This window comes from Geobacillus sp. PLS 41, from assembly GCF_056494105.1.
Window position 1 is genome coordinate 1,004,681 of the sequence record NZ_CM151395.1, and the last position, 24,616, is coordinate 1,029,296.

At 55.5% G+C, this 24,616-nt stretch carries 26 protein-coding genes and 1 tRNA gene; 26 read left to right on the forward strand and 1 reads right to left on the reverse strand.

Annotation, left to right across the window (positions count from 1 at the left end; all coding sequences use genetic code 11):
• Positions 1–8: 8 nt before the first annotated feature.
• From lgt to ACVX3G_RS04980, 19 genes are all read left to right on the forward strand, one after another.
• Positions 9–821 (forward strand): prolipoprotein diacylglyceryl transferase, encoded by an 813-nt coding sequence (gene lgt, locus ACVX3G_RS04890; RefSeq protein WP_011232551.1) that lies wholly within the window; start codon positions 9–11, stop codon positions 819–821.
• A gap of 99 nt (positions 822–920) precedes the next feature.
• A complete protein-coding gene (locus ACVX3G_RS04895; protein WP_011232550.1) occupies positions 921–1,859 on the forward strand; it encodes a nucleoside recognition domain-containing protein in 939 nt (312 codons plus the stop codon).
• On the forward strand, positions 1,856–2,524 hold the full coding sequence (ppaX, locus tag ACVX3G_RS04900) for a pyrophosphatase PpaX (RefSeq protein WP_011232549.1): 669 nt from the start codon (positions 1,856–1,858) through the stop codon (positions 2,522–2,524). The genes ACVX3G_RS04895 and ppaX overlap by 4 nt, the downstream gene beginning before the upstream one ends.
• A complete protein-coding gene (locus ACVX3G_RS04905) occupies positions 2,521–3,018 on the forward strand; it encodes an acyltransferase (protein ID WP_021321645.1) in 498 nt (165 codons plus the stop codon). Before ppaX ends, ACVX3G_RS04905 begins: the two co-directional genes overlap by 4 nt.
• A 549-nt stretch (positions 3,019–3,567) precedes the next feature.
• Positions 3,568–4,752: an ATP phosphoribosyltransferase regulatory subunit gene (locus ACVX3G_RS04910; protein ID WP_011232547.1), complete on the forward strand. Its 1,185-nt coding sequence runs from the start codon at positions 3,568–3,570 to the stop codon at positions 4,750–4,752.
• A gap of 178 nt (positions 4,753–4,930) precedes the next feature.
• Positions 4,931–5,554 carry an ATP phosphoribosyltransferase gene (hisG, locus tag ACVX3G_RS04915; RefSeq protein ID WP_015375795.1) on the forward strand — a complete coding sequence of 208 codons (624 nt, stop codon included), beginning with the start codon at positions 4,931–4,933 and terminating at the stop codon, positions 5,552–5,554.
• 350 nt (positions 5,555–5,904) lie between these two features.
• The gene (gene hisD, locus ACVX3G_RS04920; protein ID WP_014196732.1) at positions 5,905–7,179 is read left to right on the forward strand and encodes a histidinol dehydrogenase; all 1,275 of its coding nucleotides are present in this window, start codon (positions 5,905–5,907) and stop codon (positions 7,177–7,179) included.
• Positions 7,180–7,182: 3 nt separating this feature from the next.
• Positions 7,183–7,770, forward strand: coding sequence for an imidazoleglycerol-phosphate dehydratase HisB (hisB, locus tag ACVX3G_RS04925; protein ID WP_011232544.1), 588 nt, complete (start codon positions 7,183–7,185; stop codon positions 7,768–7,770).
• Between the two features lie 225 nt (positions 7,771–7,995).
• A complete protein-coding gene (hisH, locus tag ACVX3G_RS04930) occupies positions 7,996–8,637 on the forward strand; it encodes an imidazole glycerol phosphate synthase subunit HisH (RefSeq protein WP_014196729.1) in 642 nt (213 codons plus the stop codon).
• Positions 8,637–9,374: a 1-(5-phosphoribosyl)-5-[(5-phosphoribosylamino)methylideneamino]imidazole-4-carboxamide isomerase gene (gene hisA / locus ACVX3G_RS04935; protein ID WP_014196728.1), complete on the forward strand. Its 738-nt coding sequence runs from the start codon at positions 8,637–8,639 to the stop codon at positions 9,372–9,374. The genes hisH and hisA overlap by 1 nt, the downstream gene beginning before the upstream one ends.
• Entirely contained in the window at positions 9,371–10,129 is a 759-nt protein-coding gene (hisF, locus tag ACVX3G_RS04940; RefSeq protein ID WP_014196727.1) for an imidazole glycerol phosphate synthase subunit HisF, read from the forward strand. Before hisA ends, hisF begins: the two co-directional genes overlap by 4 nt.
• On the forward strand, positions 10,126–10,773 hold the full coding sequence (gene hisIE, locus ACVX3G_RS04945) for a bifunctional phosphoribosyl-AMP cyclohydrolase/phosphoribosyl-ATP diphosphatase HisIE (RefSeq protein WP_014196726.1): 648 nt from the start codon (positions 10,126–10,128) through the stop codon (positions 10,771–10,773). Before hisF ends, hisIE begins: the two co-directional genes overlap by 4 nt.
• A 152-nt stretch (positions 10,774–10,925) precedes the next feature.
• Positions 10,926–12,398 carry a tetratricopeptide repeat protein gene (locus ACVX3G_RS04950; protein ID WP_020279524.1) on the forward strand — a complete coding sequence of 491 codons (1,473 nt, stop codon included), beginning with the start codon at positions 10,926–10,928 and terminating at the stop codon, positions 12,396–12,398.
• A 75-nt stretch (positions 12,399–12,473) separates the two neighbouring features.
• Positions 12,474–13,430: a thioredoxin-disulfide reductase gene (gene trxB, locus ACVX3G_RS04955; protein ID WP_011232538.1), complete on the forward strand. Its 957-nt coding sequence runs from the start codon at positions 12,474–12,476 to the stop codon at positions 13,428–13,430.
• Positions 13,431–13,767: 337 nt separating this feature from the next.
• Entirely contained in the window at positions 13,768–14,244 is a 477-nt protein-coding gene (locus ACVX3G_RS04960) for an NUDIX hydrolase (RefSeq protein ID WP_014196721.1), read from the forward strand.
• An 18-nt stretch (positions 14,245–14,262) separates the two neighbouring features.
• Positions 14,263–15,159, forward strand: coding sequence for an RNase adapter RapZ (gene rapZ / locus ACVX3G_RS04965; RefSeq protein ID WP_011232536.1), 897 nt, complete (start codon positions 14,263–14,265; stop codon positions 15,157–15,159).
• Positions 15,156–16,109: a gluconeogenesis factor YvcK family protein gene (locus ACVX3G_RS04970; protein ID WP_011232535.1), complete on the forward strand. Its 954-nt coding sequence runs from the start codon at positions 15,156–15,158 to the stop codon at positions 16,107–16,109. The genes rapZ and ACVX3G_RS04970 overlap by 4 nt, the downstream gene beginning before the upstream one ends.
• A gap of 120 nt (positions 16,110–16,229) precedes the next feature.
• Positions 16,230–17,192: a DNA-binding protein WhiA gene (gene whiA / locus ACVX3G_RS04975; protein WP_011232534.1), complete on the forward strand. Its 963-nt coding sequence runs from the start codon at positions 16,230–16,232 to the stop codon at positions 17,190–17,192.
• Positions 17,193–17,206: 14 nt separating this feature from the next.
• A complete protein-coding gene (locus ACVX3G_RS04980; protein ID WP_011232533.1) occupies positions 17,207–17,464 on the forward strand; it encodes an HPr family phosphocarrier protein in 258 nt (85 codons plus the stop codon).
• Between the two features lie 126 nt (positions 17,465–17,590).
• Here the strand turns inward: ACVX3G_RS04980 and clpP are convergent, their stop codons facing one another.
• Positions 17,591–18,181 carry an ATP-dependent Clp endopeptidase proteolytic subunit ClpP gene (gene clpP / locus ACVX3G_RS04985; protein WP_011232532.1) on the reverse strand — a complete coding sequence of 197 codons (591 nt, stop codon included), beginning with the start codon at positions 18,179–18,181 and terminating at the stop codon, positions 17,591–17,593.
• Positions 18,182–18,495: 314 nt separating this feature from the next.
• Between clpP and ACVX3G_RS04990 the strand changes: the two genes are divergently transcribed.
• From ACVX3G_RS04990 to ACVX3G_RS05020, 7 genes are all read left to right on the forward strand, one after another.
• A tRNA-Arg gene (locus ACVX3G_RS04990) sits at positions 18,496–18,567 on the forward strand.
• A 240-nt stretch (positions 18,568–18,807) separates the two neighbouring features.
• On the forward strand, positions 18,808–18,972 hold the full coding sequence (locus ACVX3G_RS04995) for a hypothetical protein (protein WP_014196720.1): 165 nt from the start codon (positions 18,808–18,810) through the stop codon (positions 18,970–18,972).
• 526 nt (positions 18,973–19,498) lie between these two features.
• On the forward strand, positions 19,499–20,806 hold the full coding sequence (gene rpoN / locus ACVX3G_RS05000; protein ID WP_021321636.1) for an RNA polymerase factor sigma-54: 1,308 nt from the start codon (positions 19,499–19,501) through the stop codon (positions 20,804–20,806).
• Positions 20,807–20,856: 50 nt separating this feature from the next.
• Positions 20,857–21,102: a glutaredoxin family protein gene (locus ACVX3G_RS05005; RefSeq protein WP_014196719.1), complete on the forward strand. Its 246-nt coding sequence runs from the start codon at positions 20,857–20,859 to the stop codon at positions 21,100–21,102.
• 123 nt (positions 21,103–21,225) lie between these two features.
• Positions 21,226–22,245 (forward strand): sugar-binding transcriptional regulator, encoded by a 1,020-nt coding sequence (locus tag ACVX3G_RS05010; RefSeq protein ID WP_011232529.1) that lies wholly within the window; start codon positions 21,226–21,228, stop codon positions 22,243–22,245.
• A 42-nt stretch (positions 22,246–22,287) separates the two neighbouring features.
• Complete coding sequence (gap, locus tag ACVX3G_RS05015; RefSeq protein WP_011232528.1) at positions 22,288–23,295, forward strand: type I glyceraldehyde-3-phosphate dehydrogenase; 1,008 nt, start codon at positions 22,288–22,290, stop codon at positions 23,293–23,295.
• A 122-nt stretch (positions 23,296–23,417) separates the two neighbouring features.
• Positions 23,418–24,602 (forward strand): phosphoglycerate kinase, encoded by a 1,185-nt coding sequence (locus ACVX3G_RS05020; RefSeq protein WP_033026232.1) that lies wholly within the window; start codon positions 23,418–23,420, stop codon positions 24,600–24,602.
• Positions 24,603–24,616: the final 14 nt, after the last annotated feature.

Here is a 24,616-nt window from a genome sequence, read left to right on the forward strand (position 1 = left end):
TGGAAACGATGGAATCGACGATTCAGCCGCTCGACCGCGTGTTTTTGCACCTTGGCCCTATTACGATTTATTGGTATGGGGTCATTATCGGCACCGGTGTGTTGATTGGGCTATGGCTCGCGACGCGCGAAGCAGTGCGGCGCGGCTTGCCGAAAGAGACGTTTGTCGATTTGGTGTTATTTGCCGTGCCGATCGCCATTGTCTGCGCGCGGGCGTACTACGTGCTGTTTGAATGGCACTATTATTCAAAGCATTTGTCCGAGATTCCAAAAGTTTGGCAAGGCGGCCTCGCCATTCACGGCGGTTTGATCGGGGCGGTGGCGACGGGCGCGGTGTTCGCCCGCGCGCGCGGGCTGTCGTTTTGGAAGCTCGCCGATATTGCCGCACCAAGCATCATTTTAGGCCAGGCGATCGGGCGCTGGGGCAATTTTATGAACCAAGAGGCGCACGGCGGCCCTGTGTCGCGCCAGTTTCTTGAAAATTTGCATTTGCCGGATTGGATCATCAATCAAATGTACATTGACGGCCGTTATTGGCATCCGACTTTTTTATATGAGTCCCTTTGGAACCTCGTCGGCTTTTTCTTGCTTCTTTGGCTGCGGCGCGTCAATTTGCGGCGCGGCGAGCTGTTTTTGTCCTATTTGATTTGGTATTCCGTCGGCCGCTTTTGGATTGAAGGGATGCGCACCGACAGCTTGATGCTGGCCGGCAGTCTGCGCGCGGCCCAAGTCGTATCCGTGACGCTGATCGTGTTGTCGATCGCACTGTGGATCGTGCGCCGGGCGAAAGGATGGGCAAAAGCAAGGTATCAAGACGAATAGCCGTCCTTATCCGTTGACGGATGACTAGGGAAAAAGAGAGGCGGCGTGTGGTGAAAAGGTCACACGGCGGCATGAAGACAAGCGAAGGAGAGAGGAGATATGGTAGGAACATTGCAGCGCGGCGTCATCGCCGGACTGAAGACGTCATGGGCGCTCGGCAAAATCATTTTTCCAGTGACGCTCATTTTAGCGCTGTTGCAGCCGACCCCTTTATTTTCATGGTTGATCGACCTTGTCACTCCCCTGATGAAGTGGTTCGGCTTATCCGGCGACGCGGCCGTGCCGCTGGTGCTCGGCAATTTGCTCGGGCTGTACGCCGCGATCGGGGCGATGCTGACGATCGAGTTTACAGTGAAAGAAGTGCTCATTCTCGCTGTCATGCTTTCCTTTTCTCACAACTTGATCGTCGAGTCTTCCGTCGCTTCGCGGACGGGTATGAGCGTTTGGCTCATGCTCGCCGTGCGCATTGGCTTGGCCGTTGTCTCCGGTTTGTTGATCGCCCATCTATGGGATGGGGGGCAGGAACTCGCTCAATATGGGTTTGTCTCGCCTGAAGCCGCCTCGCCGTCCGGCTGGGGAGAGATCATCTTGGCGGCGCTGAAAAAAGCGGCGACCGGCATCGTCCAGCTGGTTGCGATTGTCATTCCATTGATGACGATCATTCAAGTGTTGAAAGAACGCCACTGGATTGAGACGTTTTCGCGCTGGATGGCGCCAGCGACCAAGATGCTCGGCATGAGCGCGAACACATCGCTCACCCTTGCCGCCGGTTTTGTGTTCGGCCTCGCTTATGGGGCGGGGGTGATGATTCAGGCGGCGAAAGAAGACGGCGTCTCGAAGCGCGATTTGACGTTGGCGTTTATTTTTCTCGTTTCTTGCCATGCGGTTGTCGAAGACACGCTCATTTTCGTTCCGCTCGGCATCCCGGTCTGGCCGTTGTTGGTCATTCGCCTCGTTACGGCTGTGCTGTTGACGATGGCGGTGGCGTTCCTTTGGCGCCGTTTTGAACACCCGATGAGAAAGGAAGCCGCATCATGACGATTCGCACGATTTTATTTGACCTTGACGGAACGTTGATTGATACGAATGAGCTGATCATCCAGTCGTTTTTGCATACGCTGGAGAAGTATTATCCGGGCCGCTACGGGCGTGAGGACGTCTTGCCGTTCATCGGCCCGTCGCTGTATGAGACGTTCAGCTCGCTCGATCCGGAACGGGCCGAGGAGATGGTGAAGACGTATCGCACCTTCAACCATGCCCGCCATGACGAACTGATCCGCGAGTTTGACACCGTGTATGAGACGATCGAAACGCTGCACCGCCATGGCTTCCGCCTCGGCGTCGTGACGACGAAAATGCACGACACCGCCCTGATGGGGTTAAGAAAAACGCGGTTGGAACCGTTTTTCTCGTGCGTCATCGGCCTTGATGACGTCAGCCGCCCCAAACCGGATCCCGAACCGATTCATAAGGCGCTTGAGGCGCTTCAGTCGAAATCGGACGAAGCGCTGATGGTCGGCGACAACTACCACGACATTTTGGCCGGCAAAAACGCCGGCGTCAAAACGGCCGGCGTCGCTTGGGCGATTAAAGGCCGCGGCTATTTGGAACAATATGAACCGGACTATATGCTGGAAAAAATGAGCGATTTGCTGGCCATTGTCGGCATCAACGAACGGAAGGAGGAAACGTCCTCCCAGTGAGACGAACGACAAAATACCCTGTCCACGGGGCGAACTCGCTCTGGCAATTGTACCGCACCGTATCGTTTTGGAAAGTGCTGAAAAACGTCATCATCATTCAAATCGGGCGCTACACGCCGTTTTTGCCGCTGAAAAACTGGCTGTACCGCACGTTTCTCGGCATGAAAATCGGCGAACAAACGGCGCTCGCCTTTATGGTCATGCCAGATATTCTCTTCCCTGAAAAAATCCGCATCGGCCGCAACTGCGTCATCGGCTACAACACGACGATTCTCGCTCACGAATATTTGGTTGACGAATACCGCCTCGGCGATGTCGTGATCGGCGATGAGGTGATGATCGGCGCGAACTCGACCATTTTGCCTGGTGTGGTGATCGGCGACCGCGCCGTGGTCGCCGCCGGCACCGTCGTCCATCAAGACGTCCCGCCCGGGGCGATGGCCGCGGGTTGCCCGATGCGCATCGTCCGCCGGAATGAACCGCCTTCCAATTGAATGGGGGCGAGGTTTTGTTTGGAAAAATGAAGATTTCCAGAAAAAGTGATAAAAAGATTGGAACACAAAAAACATTTATAATGCGACTGATGAAGATCGTCTGACGGGCGTAGGTTTTCTATATAGGTGCAATTTGAATCTTTAACATTTGTAGTTTTTACAGAGCGATTGGATCGACTGTCGGGCGAGCGAACAATGCCGCTTCCGGAACCATGTATGGGGCTGCGAAGCGGGTGATTGTTCGGTCACCGCCAGTCGAAAAGTGGATAAGCGACTTTTCCGTCAATGATATGTTAAACTTTTTTTCGTTGCATGTATATAAATAAGTACTCTACTTTTTTAGGTATTTATTCCATTATTGTGGATAATCGCCTATGCGACATGGAACGAAATGGACAAGCGCTTCCTTTTTTGAAGCGATCTTGTCCGTTTTGTTATTTATAAAGCATTCCCCCCTTGACGCTGTGGCCGCAAAGGAGTAAACTACTAATAACTTCACTTCTCTACCATATTAGCAAACTAAAGCATCTCGATAAAGGGCGTGGGGACATGGCAAAAAAGCTGTTCATGTTTGAAAAACCGTTAGGCATGCGCGATACGCTGCCGTTTTTATATGAGTTGAAAAAACAAGTGCGTTCGGTGATGGCGGAAGAAATTGAGCGCTGGGGGTACGAGTTTATCGAAACGCCGACGCTTGAGTATTATGAAACGGTCGGGGCGGCGTCGGCGATTGCCGATCATCGGCTGTTTAAGCTCCTCGATCAGCAAGGGCATACGCTCGTATTGCGGCCCGATATGACGGCGCCGATCGCCCGGGTGGCGGCGTCGCGGTTGTATGACGACGGCAATCCGCTCCGGCTGGCGTACAACGCCAATGTGTTCCGCGCCCAGCAGCGCGAAGGCGGGCGGCCGGCGGAGTTTGAACAGATCGGTGTGGAGTTGATCGGCGACGGCACGGTGACGGCCGACGCCGAGGTGATCAGTTTAATGGTCGCCCTGCTGAAGCGGACGGGACTCGGGCGGTTTTCGGTGGCGGTCGGCCATATCGGTTATGTCAATGCTCTGTTTTTGGAGATTTTAGGGAATGAGGAGCGGGCGAGTGTATTGCGCCGTTTTTTATATGAGAAAAATTACGTCGGCTACCGTGAACATGTGAAGTCGTGGCCGCTTTCGTCGATCGATCAAAAGCGGCTGTTGGATCTTCTTTCCTTGCGCGGTGGAACGGACGTGATTGAACAGGCGAAAACGCTCGTCACAAGCGAGAAGGGGCGGCGGGCGGCCGATGAGCTGGCGGTGCTCATGGCGGTGCTTCGGACGTACGGAGTGGCCGAGGCGGTGAAGCTCGATATGGCGCTTGTCAGCCATATGAGCTATTACACTGGCATTTTGTTTGAAGTGTACGCCGAGCAAGTGGGATTCCCGATCGGCAACGGCGGGCGGTATGATGATTTATTGGCGAAGTTCTCGCGCCCGGCGCCGGCGACGGGGTTTGGGTTGCGCGTCGATCGGTTGATTGAGGCGATTGGGGAAACGGATGTGCGCGATGACATCGAGTGCATCGTGTTCAGCCAAGAGCGGCTGGCGGAAGCGGTGGAATTGGCCGAAGCGAAACGGGCGGAAGGCAAGCGCGTCGTCTTGCAGCACATTGCCGGCATTCGTGATATTGACGCCTACAGCCAGCGCTACCGGTCGATCGTGTATTTGCTTGGCCGCAGCGGGCGCGATGGGCAGTGAACATAACAGAGAAGGCGCCGCCGGTTGGTCATCGACGCTGTTGAAAACGGCAGCGATTGGCGGGACAGAGCGGATGCGAAGAACGGACGGGAAAGGCTGCCCATGGCGGTGGAGAGCATGCGGTGTACTCAAGGCCCAGCGCCGCATTTGACATGATGAGGAGCAAGGAGGAAGAATGATGCTGACGATTGCCATGCCAAAAGGGCGCATTTTTGAAGAGGCGGTCGAGTTGCTGCGGCGGGCGGATTATGCGCTGCCGCCGGAATTTACCGAGTCGCGCAAGCTCGTCATTGATGTGCCAGAGGAAAACATGCGCTTTATTTTGGCGAAACCGATGGATGTCGTCACCTATGTCGAGCATGGGGTCGCGGATTTGGGCATTGCCGGCAAGGACGTGCTGATGGAAGAAGAACGGGATGTGTACGAACTGCTCGATTTGCACATCAGCCGCTGCCATTTGGCGGTCGCCGGGCTGCCCGGCGCCAAGATGAACGAAATCGCACCAAGGGTGGCGACGAAATACCCGAACATCGCGTCAACGTATTTTCGCGAGCAAGGCGAGCAAGTCGAAATCATCCGCCTGAACGGATCCATTGAACTCGCCCCGCTGATCGGCCTTGCCGACCGGATCGTGGACATCGTTTCCACGGGGCGGACGCTCAGAGAAAACGGGCTTGTCGAACTTGAACGGATCGCCGAGGTGACGTCGCGCCTGATTGTCAACCCGGCGAGCTACCGGCTAAACGGCGGGGACATTGAACGGTTGGTCGACCGATTGGCGGCGGTCATTCCCCAGCCGTAGGAAAAAAGGTGTGACAGAGCGGAAATGGGCGGTTTCCGAAGAATGGGTTGGTGGAGATTCGGGAATGGCGGAGCGGCGTTGACAACGCCGTTGGAAAATAGCATATAGATGCAACGAAGAACTTTAACATATCCTTGACGGAAAAGCGGTTTGTCCATTTTCGACTGACGGAGGATCGAACAACCGCCTGCTTCACAGACCCATATATGGGTCTTTAAGCGGCGTTGTTCGGTCGCCCGACAGTCGATCAAATACTCGGTAAAAGCTGCAAATGGTAAAGCTTCAAATTGCATCGATACAGATTGCCAATGGACGAAAACCGATGGACGTCACAGAAAGGGGAGCGAACGATGAAAATCGAACGGATCCGAGGCGGCGTCTCGCTGCGGCGCACGATTGAAAGCGGAACGGAGGAGCAGCGGCGCGCGGTGCTTGATATCATCGCCAATGTGCGCGACCGCGGCGATGCGGCGCTGAAAGAATATACGGAACGGTTTGACGGCGTCAAGCTGGATTCGCTCAAGGTGACGGAAGAGGAAATGAAGCGCGCGCATGCGGCGATGGACGCGGAGATGCTGGAGATCATTCGCCAAGCGGCGGCCAACATTCGCGACTACCACAAACGGCAAAAGCGCGAATCATGGTGGATGACGAAAGAAGACGGCACGATTCTCGGACAAAAGGTGACGCCGCTCGATGCGGTCGGGTTGTACGTGCCAGGCGGGACGGCCGCTTATCCGTCGTCTGTGCTGATGAACGTTATTCCCGCACAAGTGGCGGGGGTGAAACGGATTGTCATCACCTCGCCGCCAAACAAAGACGGCACGCTCCCGGCTGGGGTGCTGGCCGCCGCCTATGAACTCGGCGTGACGGAAATTTACAAAGTCGGCGGCGCGCAGGCGATCGCCGCGCTTGCTTATGGGACGGAAACGATCCGGCCGGTTGACAAAATTTTCGGGCCGGGCAATATTTATGTGGCATTGGCGAAGCGGGAAGTGTTCGGGCATGTGGCGATCGACATGATCGCGGGGCCGAGCGAAATTGTCGTGCTGGCGGATGAAACGGCCCGACCGGATGAGATTGCGGCGGATTTGTTGTCGCAAGCCGAGCATGACGTGCGGGCGTCGGCCATTTTGGTGACGCCGTCGATGAAATTGGCGCTGGCGGTGGCGAGCGAAGTCGAACGGCAGCTGGAAACGCTGCCGCGCCGCGACATTGCCCAAGCGGCGCTCGAGAACTACGGCGCCATTTACGTCACCGAGACGCTTGAGGAAGCGGTGGATGTCGTGAACGAACTGGCGCCGGAGCATTTGGAAGTGATGACGGCAGAACCGCTCTCGCTTTTCGGCCGGCTCCGCCATGCGGGAGCGATGTTTTTCGGCCGCTTCAGCTCCGAGCCGGTCGGCGACTATTTCGCCGGGCCGAACCACGTGCTGCCAACCAACGGCACGGCCAGATTCTCAAGCGGCTTGAGCGTTGACGAGTTTGTGAAAAAATCAAGCGTGATTGTTTACAGTGAAACCGCATTGAAACAACATGGCGACAAAATCGCCGCCTTTGCCCGCCTCGAGGGGCTGGAGGCGCACGCGCGCGCCATTGAGGTGCGGCTCGAGAAAGGGGAATGAATGATGGCAAGGGAAGCGATGATCGCAAGAACGACGAACGAGACGAGCATTCAGTTATCGCTTTCGTTGGATGGCGAAGGGAAGGCGGAACTGGAAACGGGCGTGCCGTTTTTAACCCATATGCTCGATTTGTTCGCCAAGCACGGCCAGTTCGATTTGCACATTGAGGCCAAAGGCGACACGCATATTGACGACCACCATACGACGGAAGACATCGGCATTTGCCTCGGGCAGGCGATCAAGGAAGCGCTTGGCGACAAAAAAGGAATCAAGCGGTACGGCAACGCGTTTGTGCCGATGGATGACGCCTTGGCGCAAGTTGTGATCGACTTGAGCAATCGCCCGCATTTTGAGTTTCGCGGCGAGTTTCCGGCAGCGAAAGTCGGCGCGTTTGATGTCGAACTCGTGCATGAGTTTTTATGGAAACTGGCGCTTGAAGCGCGGATGAACTTGCATGTCATCGTCCATTACGGGCGCAATACGCACCATATGGTCGAAGCGGTGTTTAAGGCGCTCGGGCGGGCGCTCGATGAAGCAACGATGATCGACCCGCGCGTCAAAGGCGTTCCGTCGACAAAAGGGATGCTGTAGCCGATGGAGTGGGGCGCCCCCCGTGGGGAAAGAGTTCCGCAGGCGCAGGAAAGGCGGTCGGATCGAGGCAGCGCTTCCTGCGGGAAAAGCTCCATGGATGCAGGAAAGGCGACCGGATGCCAAGGAGAGGTTTGCACATGGAAGGAGCGCCGTAAAAAAGCATGCCGCCATACCGTTGTTCATTGAACAAGGGGATGGGCATGGATCAGGGAAGAAAGGAATGGGATGACGATGATCGGGATCATCGACTATGGCATGGGCAACTTATACAGCGTCAGCAAAGCGCTCGAGCGGCTCGGCTGTCCGTATGTCCTAAGCGGCGACAAAGAGGAGCTCGAGCAGGCGCGCGGGCTGATTTTGCCCGGTGTCGGCTCGTTTCGCGATGCGATGCACATTTTAAATGAGACAGGCCTAGCTGCTTTCATCCGTTCGGCGGTTGAAAACGGCACGCCGCTGCTCGGCATTTGTTTAGGGATGCAGCTGTTGTTTGACGAAAGCGAAGAAAACGGGCCGACAAAAGGGCTTGGCTTGCTTCGCGGCCGCGTCGTCCGCTTTCCGGGCGTCACGAAAACCGGCGAGCCATACAAAGTGCCGCACATGGGCTGGAACCGGCTCCGCTTTCATCGTCCGTCGCCGCTCCTTCGTGGCGTCGAGGAAGGGCATGTCTATTTTGTCCATTCGTATTATGTCATTCCAGGGGATGAGGACGTCGTGCTCGCGAGCAGTGAATATGACGTTGATGTTCCGGCGGTCGTCGGGCGCGGCTGTGTGTTTGGCACACAGTTTCATCCGGAAAAAAGCGGTGCGGTCGGCATGAGCATCTTGAACAATTATGTCGGCATCGCCACGGGAAGGGGGAACGGCTGATGGCGGCGTTTACGATTTATCCGGCGATCGATATGCGCGGCGGCAAGTGCGTCCGCCTGCTGCAAGGCGATTACAACAAAGAAACGGTGTACGGCGATTCGCCGGTCGCGATGGCCGAGCAATTCGCCGCTCAAGGGGCGGAGTGGATTCATATGGTCGATTTGGACGGAGCGAAAGAAGGGCGCCGCGTCAACGACCGGTTTGTCATTGAAGCGGCCCGTCGTCTTTCCGTCCATGTGCAAGTGGGCGGCGGCATCCGGACGGAAGAGGATATCGTGCATTATTTAGAAAATGGGGTCGCCCGCGTCATTTTAGGAAGTGCGGCCATTTCCGACCCGCCGTTTGTGAAAAAGATGCTCCAAAAATACGGCCGCCGCATCGTGATTGGCATTGACGCCCGCGACGGCTTCGTGGCGACGGAAGGGTGGCTTGCGACGTCGAACGTCAAGGCGGAAGAGCTCGGGCGGATGCTCGCTGAGGCGGGGGCGGAGACGTTTATTTTCACCGATATTGCGACCGATGGCACGCTGTCGGGCCCGAACATCGCCGCCGCGGTCCGGTTGGCCGAGGCGACGGGAAAAGAAGTGATCGCTTCTGGCGGCGTCAGCTCGCTTGACGATTTGCGCGCGCTCTGCCAATATGCTGGACAAGGCATCGGCGGCGCGATCGTCGGCAAGGCGCTTTATACGAATCAGTTTACGCTCGCGGAAGCGCTCAAGGCGGTGAACGAGCGATGATCACGAAGCGCATCATCCCGTGCCTCGATGTGAAAGACGGGCGCGTCGTCAAAGGAGTACAATTTGTCCAGCTGCGCGATGCCGGCGATCCGGTGGAGCTCGCGAAGGCGTACGATGAGCAAGGGGCGGACGAGCTCGTGTTTTTGGACATTTCCGCTTCCCATGAAGGGCGGAAAACGATGGTCGATGTCGTCGAGCGCGTCGCCGCCCAGCTAGCGATTCCGTTTACGGTCGGCGGCGGCATCCACTCGCTTGAGGATATGAAGCGGATGCTTCGCGCCGGGGCCGACAAAGTGTCGCTCAACACCGCCGCGGTGCTCCATCCGACCTTGATCACCGAAGGGGCGGACTTTTTCGGCTCGCAATGCATCGTCGTCGCCATTGACGCGAAATACGATGAAACGCTTGGTTCATGGCGCGTCTATACGCACGGCGGCCGCAACGCCACGAACTGGGAAGTCGTCGCTTGGGCGCAGGAAGCGGTCCGTCTTGGCGCCGGGGAGATTTTGCTGACGAGCATGGACGCGGACGGCGGCAAAAACGGTTTTGATATTGAGTTGACGCGGCGGGTGAGCGAAGCGGTCCCGATTCCGGTCATCGCCTCGGGCGGCGCCGGCAAGGCGGAGCATTTCCTCGAAGCGTTCGAAAAAGGGAAAGCAGACGCGGCGCTCGCGGCATCGATTTTCCATTACAAAGAAACGTCAGTCGGACAAGTGAAAGCGTACTTGAAAGAAAAAGGGGTGAACGTGCGATGACGGCGGACATTCGCTTTGATGAAAAAGGGCTTGTACCTGCCATCGTCCAAGATGCGCAAAGCAAGGAAGTGCTCACGCTTGCCTATATGAACAAAGAGTCGCTTAAAAAAACGCTGGAGACCGGAGAAACATGGTTTTACAGCCGCTCGCGCCAAGAACTATGGCATAAAGGGGCGACATCTGGAAACGTGCAGCGCGTTGTCGACATCCGCTACGACTGCGACGCCGACGCCCTGCTCGTTCTCGTCGAGCCGGCCGGCCCGGCTTGCCATACCGGGTCGTATTCCTGTTTTTCCCGCTCGCTGGACGGCGCGGCGCGCACGCCGGCGGCCGACCGGTTTGCCATTTTGAACGAGTTGGAACAGATCATCGCCCAGCGCGACGCCGAACGGCCGGAAGGGTCGTACACGACGTACTTGTTTGAAAAAGGCGTCGATAAAATTTTGAAGAAAGTCGGCGAAGAAGCGGCGGAAGTCATCATCGCGGCGAAAAACCGGAGCCATGACGAATTGAAATGGGAAGCGGCCGACTTGTTGTACCATTTGCTTGTGCTGTTGCGCGAACAAAAGCTGCCGCTTGACGCGGTGCTTGCGACGCTTGCCGAGCGGCACGCGCAAAAGGTGGAAGCGAGCGACAAAAAATAACAAGATGGTTAGGTGAGAAAAAGGAACGTCTGCCATCGCGCCGGCGTTCCTTTTTTGCACGGAAAAACCGCATTCCTAAAGTTTCTTGCTTGTTTTCGCCGCCGATATGGTATACTGTTGTTCGACGAATTTTACGGACGACGGAGGACAGAATGGGAAAACAACTGAAGCGATCATCACGAAAAGCGACGATTGTACCGTTCATCCAAAGCGGAGATTACTTTTTTAAAAAAGGAATGAAAGCATACGACCGAGGCGATTTGGAAAAGGCGAGGAAATATTTTGAGCGCGCCGTCCGTTTGGATGAGCGCGACGCCTCATTCGCCTTGCAGCTTGCCCTTGTGCTGTCGGAGCTTGGTGAATATCAATTTTCCAATCAATGGCTGTTCAAAATTATCCATGATTTGGACGAAACGATGTACGACTGTTTGTATTTTTTGGCGAACAATTTCGCCTGCCTCGGCTTGTTTCGTGAAGCAAGGCAATACGCGGAACGTTATTTGGCGCATGAGCCGGCCGGAGAGTTTGCCGACGATGCTGCTGACTTGCTTGAGCTGCTTCGGCTCGATGGCTCGGAATGGACGGAAGAAGAGGAGCAGCTGATGGTGCTGGAGGATCGGGCCCGCCGTTTGCTTGAGGAGGAGCGGTTTGCGGAAGCGATTGAAGCGCTTGAAGCGCTCGTCGTGCGCTATCCGGACGTTTGGTCGGCGCATAACAATTTGGCGCTTGCTTATTTTTACAGCGGCGATGTCGACAAAGCGAAACAGAAAGTGCGTGAAGTGCTCAAACGCGATCCCGGCAATTTGCATGCGCTTTGCAACGCGCTTGTCTTCGCCTATTACTTGCGTGAGGAAGAACAGGCGGCCGCGCTTTGCGAGACGCTGGCCGGTTTGTATCCGTTTTTTCGCGAGCATCAATACAAGCTCGGGGCGACATTCGCGCTTGTTGGGCGGTTCGATTTGGCGTTCCGTTGGCTGCACCGTTTGTATAAACAAGGCTTTGGCGGTGATGGGCCATTTTATTATTGGCTCGCTTGCGCTGCCTACTATACTGGCCATGAGCCGCTCGCTCGGCAAATGTGGGAGGTGCTTGCCACCCTCCATCCCGAAAAACGGGGTGAGGAGCCGTGGGCCGTTTCAGCGCCGGTGGATGAGGCGCTTATCCGCTTGATGGCTTGGCTGGAGGGCGACGAGCTGGCCGACCGTCTGTACGGATTGTACTTGTTCAGCCGCTCGCCGCAGGCGAAAGAGCCATCGATGTCGCTTGCGGTATGCCGCCTCTTGCCGTCCGATCCCCGTCTGCGCCCGTTTATCGACTGCTTTTTGTTCGGCTTAACCGACGGCCCGTCCGCTTGGGCGGCGAACATCGGCCGCATGGTCGATGCGCTTTCGGCGCATAATGAGGAAAAGGAAGCGCTCTGCCGCTTCGCCTTCGCGATGGCCGTCCATCCGTCGGCTGATCGCGAGCCATTTGCGAACGGAGCCGCGTGGGCGGCGGCGATCGAATACATGTGGCGCCGACAGCAAGGAGAGCGTGTGACGCAAAGAGAGATGGCGGCCAAATACGGCGTGTCGGCGTCGACGGTGCAAAAATACGTGCAAAAAGCGCGCCGGCTCTATACATGAGCAAATCAATAGACAGGGCGAATCGACTTCTATACGATGAAAATGGAATGATTCTCAAGCGAGGGAGTGGACGGTGTGGCAGACGAAAAAATTTACGATGTCATTATTGCCGGAGCCGGGCCGGCTGGGCTGACGGCGGCTGTCTATACATCGCGCGCCAATTTGTCGACGCTGATGATCGAGCGCGGCGTTCCGGGCGGGCAGATGGTCAACACTGAGGAAGTCGAGAACTATCCCGGCTTTGAAACGATTTTAGGCCCGGAATTGGCGGCGAAAATGTTTGAGCATGCGAAAAAATTCGGCGCGGAGTACGCATACGGCGATGTGAAAGAAATCATCGACGGCGAGGCGTACAAAACGGTCATCGTCGGCGATAAAGAGTACAAGGCCCGCGCGGTCATCATCGCCACCGGAGCGGAATATAAAAAACTCGGTGTACCGGGTGAAGCGGAGCTCGGCGGCCGCGGCGTTTCGTACTGTGCGGTGTGCGACGGGGCGTTTTTCAAAGGAAAAGATTTGGTCGTCGTGGGTGGGGGCGACTCGGCGGTCGAAGAGGGCGTTTATTTGACGCGGTTTGCCAATAAAGTGACGATCGTTCACCGCCGCGACAAGCTGCGGGCGCAAAAAATTTTGCAAGACCGGGCGTTCGCCAATGAAAAAATTGATTTCATCTGGAACCATACGGTGAAACAAATCAACGAAAAGGACGGAAAAGTCGGCAGCGTGACGCTTGTGCATACGCAAACAGGCGAGGAACGCGAATTTCCGTGCGACGGCGTTTTCATTTACATCGGGATGGTGCCGCTCTCGAAGCCGTTTGCCAATCTTGGCATCACGAATGAAAACGGCTATATCGTCACGAACGAAAAGATGGAGACGAAAGTGCCGGGCATTTTCGCCGCCGGTGATGTGCGGGAAAAAACGCTCCGGCAAATCGTGACGGCTACCGGCGACGGCAGCATCGCCGCGCAAAGCGCCCAGCATTACGTTGAGGAACTGAAAGAAAAGCTCAATAAGCAAGGGGTCAGCTGATCCGGTAACCAAATCGCAATCAAATCGTAATGGTTATTTAACCCAGATGTAACACGGGCGCAACACATTTGTCGTATGCTATAAGTAAGTAATTGACCCCCTTTTATATAGATCCTTTTTGGCGCGGGCGTTTGTCCGCGTCTCTTTTTTCTTTGCCTGCGCGCTTGCATCCTGCCGCCCCGCTCGAAACGGCGGGGGATGGCGTCTTTCGGCTGGAAGCGGAATGTTGGGCCCCCGAGGTTTTTGCAGACGGGAAGCGGACGGTTTCCAGCGGTTTGAAGGTGGAGCGGCCTAACTATTTATGGTAAAATAAAGATGATTATGTGCGTGTTTGCGGATGGTTGGGGTGAACGAATTGCAACGGGTGACAAACTGCGTATTATATAAAGACGGCCAAGTGCTGCTTTTGCAAAAGCCGAGGCGCGGCTGGTGGGTCGCTCCGGGCGGGAAAATGGAGCCCGGCGAGACGGTGCGTGAAGCATGCATTCGTGAATACCGGGAAGAGACGGGCATTTATTTGAAAAATCCAGAGCTGAAAGGCGTCTTTACGATCGTGATGAAAAATGGGAATGAAACGGTGTCGGAGTGGATGATGTTTACGTTTTTCGCCGACGACTTCATTGGTGAAAACGTGCCGTCTTCCGAAGAAGGGACGCTTGCTTGGCATCAGGTGGAGACGCTTTCGACGCTGCCGATGGCCCCTGGAGACTATCATATTTTGGATTACGCCTTGAAAGGCAAAGGGGTCATGTACGGGGTGTTTGTCTATACAGAGGAATTCGAGCTGCTTTCATATCGGCTCGATCCGAGCTGATGGAGAGGAGGGGCGGAGATGGGACAAAACGGGGCGCTGCAGCCGATTCAGCTCGTCATCATCACCGGTATGTCCGGCGCGGGAAAGACGGTGGCGATTCAAAGCTTCGAAGACCTCGGCTTTTTTTGTATTGACAACTTGCCGCCGACGCTACTGCCGAAATTTTTGGAGCTCGTCAAAGAATCCGGGAATAAAATGAACAAAGTCGCCCTTGTCATGGATTTGCGCAGCCGCGACTTTTTCGATCATTTGTTCGCCGCGCTCGATGAGCTGGCTGAGCAAGCGTGGGTCATCCCACAGGTGTTGTTCTTGGACGCCCAAGATTCGACGTTGGTGGCCCGCTACAAAGAAACGCGGCGGACGCATCCGCTTGCGCCGAACGAGCCCCCGCTTGAAGGAATCCGTTTGGAGCGGAAGCTGCTCGAAGAACTGAAAGGGCGGGCGCAGATCATTTACGATACGACGGGGCTCAAGCCGCGCGAGCTGCGGGAGAAAATCATCCGCCAGTTCTCATCGCACGCTCAATCCGGGTTTACCATCAACGTCATGTCGTTTGGGTTTAAGTACGGCATTCCAATTGATGCAGATTTGGTGTTTGACGTCCGCTTTTTGCCGAACCCGCATTACATTGAACATATGCGTCCGAAAACCGGGTTGGATGACGACGTATCGTCCTACGTGCTCAAGTGGGGGGAAACGCAAAAGTTTTTGGAAAAGCTCATTGACTTGTTGTCGTTTATGCTGCCGTATTACCAGCGCGAAGGAAAAAGCCAGCTGGTGATCGCCATCGGCTGCACGGGCGGGCAGCACCGTTCGGTGGCGCTCGCAGAATATATCGCCCGCCATTTTTCAGATGATTATAAAACGGTTGTCTCGCACCGGGACATGGAGAGGAGAAAGGACATACACCGATGAGAAACGAACGAGCAGCGAAACTGGTCGTCATCGGCGGCGGCACCGGGCTTCCCGTCCTGCTGAGGGGGCTGAAGCAGCATGAATTGGATTTGACCGCCATTGTCACGGTCGCCGATGATGGAGGGAGTTCCGGGCGGCTGCGCGATGAGCTGCACATTCCGCCGCCCGGGGATGTCCGCAACGTATTGGCCGCGCTGTCTGACGTCGAACCGCTCATTGTCGAGCTGTTCCAGCACCGTTTTCAAAACGGCAACGGCTTATCCGGCCATTCGCTCGGCAATTTGATTTTGGCGGCGCTCACATCGATCACCGGCGACTTTGTGAAAGCGATCCGTGAGATGAGCAAAGTGTTGAACGTGCGCGGCCAGGTGCTGCCGGCAGCGAACAAGAGCGTCGTTTTGCACGCGGAGATGGAAGACGGTTCCATCATCTCTGGCGAGTCAAAAATCCCGAGTGCGGGAAAAAAAATTAAGAGGGTGTTTTTAACGCCGGAAGACATTGAGCCGCTGCCGGAGACGGTTGATGCCATCCGCCGCGCCGATTTGATTGTCATCGGGCCGGGCAGCCTATACACAAGCATCTTGCCGAATTTGCTCGTGCCGAAAATCGGGCAGGAAGTATGCAAGGCGAAGGCGAAAAAAGTATATATATGCAACATTATGACTCAGGCCGGCGAGACGCCGCACTATACGGTGAGCGACCATGTGGAGGCGCTTCATGCTCATCTTGGCGGCCCGTTTTTGGACGCGGTGATCATCAACAGCGGAGCGATCCCGGAAGCGATCCGCCGCCGCTACGAGGCGGAGCGGGCCGAGCCGGTGCGTGACGACAGCAGCGGGCTTTCGTTGCAAGTCATCCGCGACGATATTGTCACGTACGAGGATGGGGTCATTCGCCATAATACGGCGAAAGTCGCCGCCCTTCTTCTCGGGCTTCTCCCTCACCGTTAAAGGCGGGACCCGAGTAGGCCGCAAAGCGCCATTATGGGCGGTGATGCTCCCGATGGCCGCGCCGAAAGTCAGGCACCTCCAACCGGCCGGATGCGGGGAACGAATGGAGGTGGAGCGATCGTGTCTTTTGCATCGGAAACGAAAAAGGAATTGACCCATTTAGAGGTGAAGCCTTGCTGCTTGCGCGCGGAGCTGTCGGCGCTTTTGCGCATGAACGGTTCACTGTCGTTTTCCGGCGGGCGAATGGCCATCGATGTCCAGACGGAAAATGCGGCGATCGCTCGGCGCATTTATACGTTATTGAAAAAGGGCTACGATGTCGCCGTCGAGCTGTTTGTCCGCAAGAAAATGCGCTTGAAAAAAAACAACGTCTACATCGTCCGCGTGACCGACGGTGCGGCTTCTTTGCTTCGTGAACTTCACATTGTCAACGGCGATTTTTCGCTCATCCATGACATTTCCCCGGAGCTCGTCAAGAAAAAATGCTGCAAGCGCTCGTATTTGCGCGGCGCGTTTTTGGCCGGCGGTTCGGTCAACAACCCGGAGACGTCGTCCTACCATTTGGAGATTTTTTCGCTGTATGAGGAGCATAACCGGGCGTTATGCGAATTGATGAACAGCCACTTTTTTTTAAATGCGAAAACGTTGGAACGGAAAAAGGGGTTTATTACGTATTTAAAAGAGGCGGAAAAAATCGCCGAGTTTTTGAACATCATCGGCGCCCATCAAGCGCTGCTCCGCTTTGAGGACATTCGCATCGTCCGCGATATGCGCAACTCGGTCAACCGGCTTGTCAATTGCGAAACCGCCAATTTGAACAAAACGATCGGCGCTGCGCTTCGCCAGGTGGAGAACATCCGCTACATCGACGAGACGATCGGCCTTGATTCACTGCCGGCCAAGCTGCGGGAAATCGCGAAACTTCGCATCGAGCATCAAGACGTGACGCTGAAAGAGCTCGGGGAGATGGTTGCCGGTGGAAAAATCAGCAAATCCGGCATCAACCACCGGCTGCGCAAAATTGATGAGATCGCGGAGCGGCTGCGGGCTGGAAAGCCGGTCGATTTCCATAAATCGCTGTAAAGGGGAGATGGAGAATGGTGGAAAAACAAGTGGAAGTGAAATTAAAAACCGGGCTGCAGGCGCGCCCGGCGGCGTTGTTTGTCCAAGAAGCGAACCGTTTTTCCGCTGATGTGTTTTTGGAAAAAGACGGAAAACGGGTCAACGCGAAAAGCATTATGGGCTTGATGAGCCTCGCCATCGGCCATGGAGCGGTGATCACGCTCATTGCCGACGGTCCGGATGAGCAAGAAGCGATCGAAAAGCTCGCCGCCTATGTGCAAAAGGAAAAGTAAAGCAGCGTGTGGGGCTGGCGGGGAAAGGAATGGAAAAGGCTGCTCCGTTTTTGTCGGAAGCAGCCTTTTTTCGTCAATGTCGGTGCAGGCGCAGCTCTATAGCGGTTCTGCCAACGTGTGCATGCCTTATTTTTCATCAGCGCGCGTCAGCACGCGGTCAATGATGCCGTATTCCATTGCTTTTTGCGCGGTCATAAAGTTGTCGCGGTCCGTATCGCGCTCGATCACTTCGATCGGCTGGCCGGTGTTTTCCGATAAAATGCGGTTCAATTTGTCGCGCAAGAACAAAATGCGCTTCGCTGCGATTTCGATTTCCGTCGCTTGCCCTTGGGCGCCGCCGAGCGGTTGGTGGATCATGATTTCACTGTTTGGCAAGGCGAACCGTTTCCCTTTCGCACCGGCGGCAAGCAAAAACGCCCCCATGGAAGCGGCCATGCCGATGCAAATTGTCGATACGTCCGGTTTGATGAACTGCATCGTGTCGTAAATCGCCAGGCCAGCTGTGATCGAGCCGCCCGGGCTGTTGATGTACAAGGAAATATCTTTGTCCGGGTCTTCCGCCGCCAAAAACAACAGCTGCGACACGATCGAGTTGGCCACTTGGTCGTCGATCGGGCTGCCAAGGAACACGATTCGGTCTTTCAATAAGCGCGAATAAATGTCGTACGCCCGCTCCCCGCGGTTCGTCTGTTCGATGACAGTCGGAATCAAATACATCAAAAACGCCTCCTTTTCCATCCTAATGGATCAATATGTACGCCTTAATCATACACGAATGGTCAATGAAGGTCAAACAAAACGACCTTCCCCATTCTTTATAACATATTCGCGGCTAGCGGGAACATCCCTCTTTTCATCATAACCGCTTTTTTATTTTTTTAACCAGTTGCCTGTGGCGGTGGCATTGATGTGGAAGGAACAAAGGCCTAATTTTTCCTGTTTTTTTATTGCATTTTCCCCTTGCATTTTTGCACGATCCTGCTATAATAGAACATGCGACGGAACGAAATAGAGAAATCATGAACTTCCATGCCCTCGTAGTGTAGTGGATAGCACGAGAGATTCCGGTTCTCTTAGCGTGGGTTCGAATCCTGCCGAGGGCGTTCCAACGATCCGACAAGTTCGGATTGAGATTCCCAAATCCCTTGATACGACCGCGTTTGCGGTCGTTTTTCATTTTTTGGGAATCCCGAAAAAAACGATAGAATCCGAAAAAATTTTGTACGAATTTTGCACGGCTATTTGGTACGATCCAGTTCCGCCATCGCGAGATCGACCTGCCGGGATTCTTTTTGTTCCATCTCATCTAAAATATGCGAGTACGTTTGCAGAGTAGTGACAATATGGCGGAACAGGAAACGAGTTTGGAGCAGCTGGCTTCGATTCGGTTTCGCCAACCGTCGATCACAATTCGGACTTTGTCCGCAGACAAAGCGTATGGCGCCACGGAGTATCTGGAAGCGCTCTTTCTTCATCCAGACTACAGTTTTTTGTTTTTTGTCGTGTAAATGCCACTAATAAGTGAAAGGTGCAAACCGAATCCTCCTTCCGTTGCGTCACCCGATTGGGCAGCGCTTTTTATGTAGGTGAGGTGATACACGTGTAGAAGTTGCACGAGGTATTGAACGATAACAAAAGCTAAACCACATGAAGAAAAAGGACGGAATGACCTGGGGCGACTGGATGGAGATCATGGGGTCCGGCGCGATACGTATAAACGAGTGCGCGGGGCGGTGAGGAGGAAATGGGAAGGAATAAAGACCCTTAGGTTAAAAAACATATACTTGGTATATGGTTGTAATCCTGCCGAGGCAAAACAGCCGCCTAGGCGGCTGTTTTTCTTTTAGATCAGCAGCGGACGCGCCGCTTTCCTCGAGAGGGTTCCCAAATCAAGGGCTCGGGCGGGGCATTGGGTTTTTTTCGTCTGAACAGGCGCCGGTTCGGGCGGTCGCCAAGGCCGCTTTCCGCCGTCAAAAATTTCTCCTACCCCCTCCCGCTCCCGTTGTGTACAATAAAAGAAAGGGAGGCGTGACGATGAGGGCGGAGTTATGGCAAGAGCAGCGGCTGCAGTTGTCGCTGACAAAGGAACTTGTGCAGGCGATTGAACTGTTGCAATATTCCGCAGTGGATTTGGAAGCGTTTTTATATGAACAGTCGCTGGAAAACCCGTTTTTGGAAATTCGCCGCACCCGGGTGCGGCAACGGCCAAGCCGGACAGAAAGAGACCAAAAGCAATGGCTCGAGAACATTGGCGCCCGCGCAGAGACACTTGTTGGCCATTTGCTTTCTCAGCTGCCTGCGTTGAAGCTGGCCGATCGGGAAGAGCGCATCGTCCGTTATCTCATTGCCTCGCTCGATGAGGATGGCTATTTGCGCGTGCCGCTTGCCGAGCTGGCGGCGCGGTTTTCCGCATCGGAACAAGAGATGGAACGGGGGCTGCGCCTTGTGCAGTCGCTCGACCCGCCGGGAGTCGGCGCCCGCGATTTGGCGGAATGCCTCTTGCTGCAGCTTGAACGTCTTCCTGAGCGCGACGAGCTGGCGGAGATGATCGTCCGCTACCATTTTGTCCCCTTTGCGGAAAAGTCGTGGAAAACGCTGGCCAAGCAGCTTGGCGTCAGCCTTGGCGAACTGCAACGCGTCTTCGAGCTCATTCGCACACTCGAGCCGCGGCCAGGCATTCACTATTCGAGCGAAACACCGCCTTTGGTGGTGCCGGATGTCATCGTCGTCCGCGGGGCGGAAGGGGACTGGATGGCCGCCTATAATGATGACATCCATCCGGAGCTCGAATGGAATCGGGAGTACGAGCGGCGCATCGCTGCATCCGGCGACCGGCATGCCGAACAGTTTATCAAAGAAAAATATCGGCAGTTTACATGGCTCGCGAAAAGTTTGGAGCAACGGAAACAGACGCTTCTCCATTTGACGGCCGTCATCATCGACCGCCAGCGCTCGTGTTTGGAGTTTGGGCTTTCGGCGCTCAAGCCGATGACGATGCGCGAGGTGGCCGAGGAGCTCGGCGTTCATGAATCGACGGTGAGCCGCGCGGTCCGGCATAAATATGTGCAAACGCCGTTTGGCACCGTGGAGTTGCGCCGTTTCTTTTCAAACGCCGCGACGGCCGCAGGGGATGAAGCGGCATCGTCCGCCCGCGTGAAAGCGATCATTGAGGCCCTTATTTCCGAGGAAGATCGGCGGGCGCCGCTGTCTGACCAACAGCTTGCTGATTTGCTTCGCGATCGGCACGGCATCGCCATTTCGCGCCGCACAGTCGCCAAATACCGCGAGCAGCTGCGCATCCCGTCTTCGGCAAAGCGGAGGCAATATATCGGCCTGCCGTAACGGGCGGCCAATCGAAACGGCAACTGCTGTAGAAAGAGAGGAAGAAATGAATGCATATCCGATTGTATACGAAAACCAATTGCCCGCTCTGCGACAAAGCGAAAGCCGTTTTGACGGAGCTGCGGGCGGACTATTCGTTTACGCTGGAAGAAATTGATATTTACAAAGATGATGAACTGCTGGAAAAATATCAGCTGATGATCCCGGTTGTGGAATTGGATGGCGAAGAAATCGGCTGGGGAGCGATTGAAAAAGAAGCGGTGAGAAAACGGTTGCGGCGGGCGCAAAACAGTTGAACGGCTATCGTCCTCCTGCTATAATGAAAATGGCGCGGGAGGAATTTTTTATGGCACTGCGGGACATAATATGTCATACCGGGACATAAGATGTCCCTATATTCAATCGAGGAGAAAGGATCCATGCAGCCGTTATTGGAGGCACAAAAAAAATTATTGCCTGACTTGCTTGACGTTATGCAAAAACGATATCAAATTTTGCACTCCATTTCGCTTATGGCGCCGATCGGGCGGCGGGCGCTGGCGGCGAGCCTCGGCATGAGTGAGCGGGTGCTCCGGTCGGAAACAGAATTTTTGAAAGGACAAAACTTGCTTTCCGCCGATGTGTCGGGCATGCGGTTGACGGAGGAAGGCCAGGCGCTCCTTCATACGCTCAATGATTTGATGCGGGAAGCGCTCGGACTCAAAGAGCTGGAAGCCGCGCTGCAGGAACAGCTCGGCATTCCGCGGGTGATTGTCGTTGCCGGGGATAGCGACCGTTCCCCTTGGGTAAAAAAAGAAATGGGTAGAGCGTGTGTCGCCTGCATGAAGGAGCTGCTTGAGCCCGGGGACATCGTCGCCGTGGCCGGCGGAACGACGATGGCGGCGGTCGCGGAGATGATGACGCCGGATTCGAAGCTTCGCGATGTGTTGTTCGTGCCGGCGCGCGGCGGCCTTGGCGAAGATGTCGAGAATCAGGCGAACACGATTTGTGCGAAAATGGCGGAAAAAGCGATGGGCCGCTATCGGTTGCTGCACGTGCCTGACCAGCTGAGCGATGAAGCGTACGCGTCGCTTGTCGAAGAGCCGGCGGTGAAAGAAGTGCTTGAGCTCATCCAATCATGCCGCATGGTCGTCCATGGCATCGGTGAAGCGGTGACGATGGCCAAGCGGCGGAAGACGCCGCCTGTAGAGATGGAGAACATCATCGCCCGCCATGCGGTCGCCGAGGCGTTCGGCTACTATTTCAACGAGTACGGCGACGTCGTCCATAAAGTGAAAACAGTCGGCATTCAACTTGAACACCTCCCGCATGTCGAGCATGTCATCGCCGTCGCCGGAGGGGCGTCGAAGGCGAAAGCCATTCGCGCGTACATGAAACGGGCGCCGCACTCGCTATTGGTGACGGACGAAGGAGCCGCAAAAGCGTTCGTAGGGGAGTAATCTCCCTTGCTGATACAATCCAATCGCAAGGAGGAAAATAAGATGGCAGTCAAAGTGGGAATCAACGGATTTGGCCGCATCGGACGCAACGTCTTCCGCGCGGCATTGAAAAACCCGGACATTGAAGTGGTGGCGGTGAACGATTTAACCGATGCGAATACGCTTGCTCATTTGTTGAAGTACGACTCCGTCCATGGCCGTCTGGATGCCGAAGTGTCGGTGAACGGCAACAACTTGGTCGTCAACGGCAAAGAAATCATCGTCAAGGCGGAACGCGATCCGGCGAACTTGGCGTGGGGCGAGATCGGCGTTGACATCGTCGTTGAGTCGACCGGCCGCTTCACGAAACGCGAAGACGCCGCCAAACATTTGGAAGCGGGTGCGAAAAAAGTGATCATTTCCGCACCGGCGAAAGACGAGGATATTACGATCGTCATGGGCGTCAACCAAGACAAATACGATCCGAAAGCCCATCATGTCATCTCGAACGCTTCGTGCACGACGAACTGCTTGGCGCCGTTTGCCAAAGTGCTGCATGAAAAATTCGGCATCGTCCGCGGCATGATGACGACCGTTCACTCGTACACAAACGACCAACAAATTTTGGACTTGCCGCATAAAGATTTGCGCCGGGCTCGCGCGGCCGCGGAATCGATCATTCCGACGACGACCGGGGCGGCGAAAGCTGTTGCGCTTGTCTTGCCGGAACTGAAAGGCAAATTGAACGGCATGGCAATGCGTGTGCCGACGCCGAACGTATCCGTTGTTGACTTGGTGGCGGAATTGGAAAAAGAAGTGACGGTCGAAGAAGTGAATGCCGCGTTGAAAGCAGCAGCGGAAGGCGAGCTGAAAGGCATTTTGGCCTACAGCGAAGAACCGCTCGTGTCGCGCGACTACAACGGCAGCACCGCTTCGTCGACGATCGACGCGTTGTCGACAATGGTCATTGAAGGCAAAATGGTGAAAGTCGTTTCGTGGTATGACAACGAAACGGGCTATTCGCACCGCGTCGTCGACTTGGCCGCCTACATCGCCTCGAAAGGGCTGTAAAACCAGCTTGGCGTTGAGTTTTCCATCCGTTCAAGTCTATAATAGGGAAATGGAGGGGAGCGGGGAAATGATCCCCACTCCTTTTCCTTTGTCCAAACTGCAGCCAAAAGGGGGCACGAACGATGAACAAGAAGACGATCCGCGACGTTGAGGTGAGGGGAAAGCGCGTCTTTTGCCGCGTCGATTTCAACGTTCCGATGGAGCAAGGCGCCATCACCGATGACACGCGCATTCGCGCCGCACTCCCGACGATCCGCTATTTGATCGAGCACGGGGCGAAAGTCATTTTGGCGAGCCACCTCGGCCGCCCGAAAGGAAAAGTGGTCGAAGAATTGCGTTTGGATGCCGTTGCGAAGCGGCTCGGCGAGCTGCTTGAACGGCCGGTCGCCAAAACGAATGAAGCGGTCGGCGATGAGGTGAAAGCGGCGGTCGACCGTTTGAACGAAGGCGACGTGCTCTTGCTTGAGAACGTCCGTTTTTACCCTGGCGAAGAGAAAAACGATCCAGAGCTGGCCAAAGCGTTTGCGGAGCTCGCGGATCTGTATGTCAACGATGCGTTCGGCGCCGCCCACCGCGCTCATGCGTCGACGGAAGGCATCGCCCATTACTTGCCTGCGGTGGCCGGGTTTTTGATGGAAAAAGAACTCGAAGTGCTCGGCAAAGCGCTCTCGAATCCGGACCGCCCGTTTACGGCGATCATCGGCGGCGCGAAAGTGAAAGACAAAATCGGCGTCATCGACAATTTGCTTGAAAAAGTTGACAACTTGATCATCGGCGGCGGACTGGCGTATACGTTCGTCAAAGCGCTCGGCCATGACGTCGGCAAGTCGCTGCTTGAGGAGGACAAAATCGAACTCGCCAAATCGTTTATGGAAAAGGCGAAAGAAAAAGGCGTCCGTTTTTATATGCCGGTGGACGTGGTCGTGGCCGACCGGTTTGCGAACGACGCCAACACGAAAGTCGTCGCCATCGACGCCATTCCGAGCGATTGGGAGGCGCTTGACATCGGCCCGAAAACGCGCGAATTGTACCGCGATGTCATTCGTCAATCGAAGCTCGTTGTCTGGAACGGCCCGATGGGCGTCTTTGAAATGGAAGCGTTCGCCCACGGGACAAAAGCGATCGCCGAAGCACTGGCGGAAGCGCTCGACACCTATTCGGTCATCGGCGGCGGGGATTCGGCGGCGGCGGTTGAGAAATTCGGCTTGGCCGACAAAATGGATCATATCTCCACCGGCGGCGGCGCTTCGCTCGAGTTTATGGAAGGAAAACAGCTGCCGGGTGTCGTCGCGCTCGAAGACAAATGACCCACGGCGCCGGA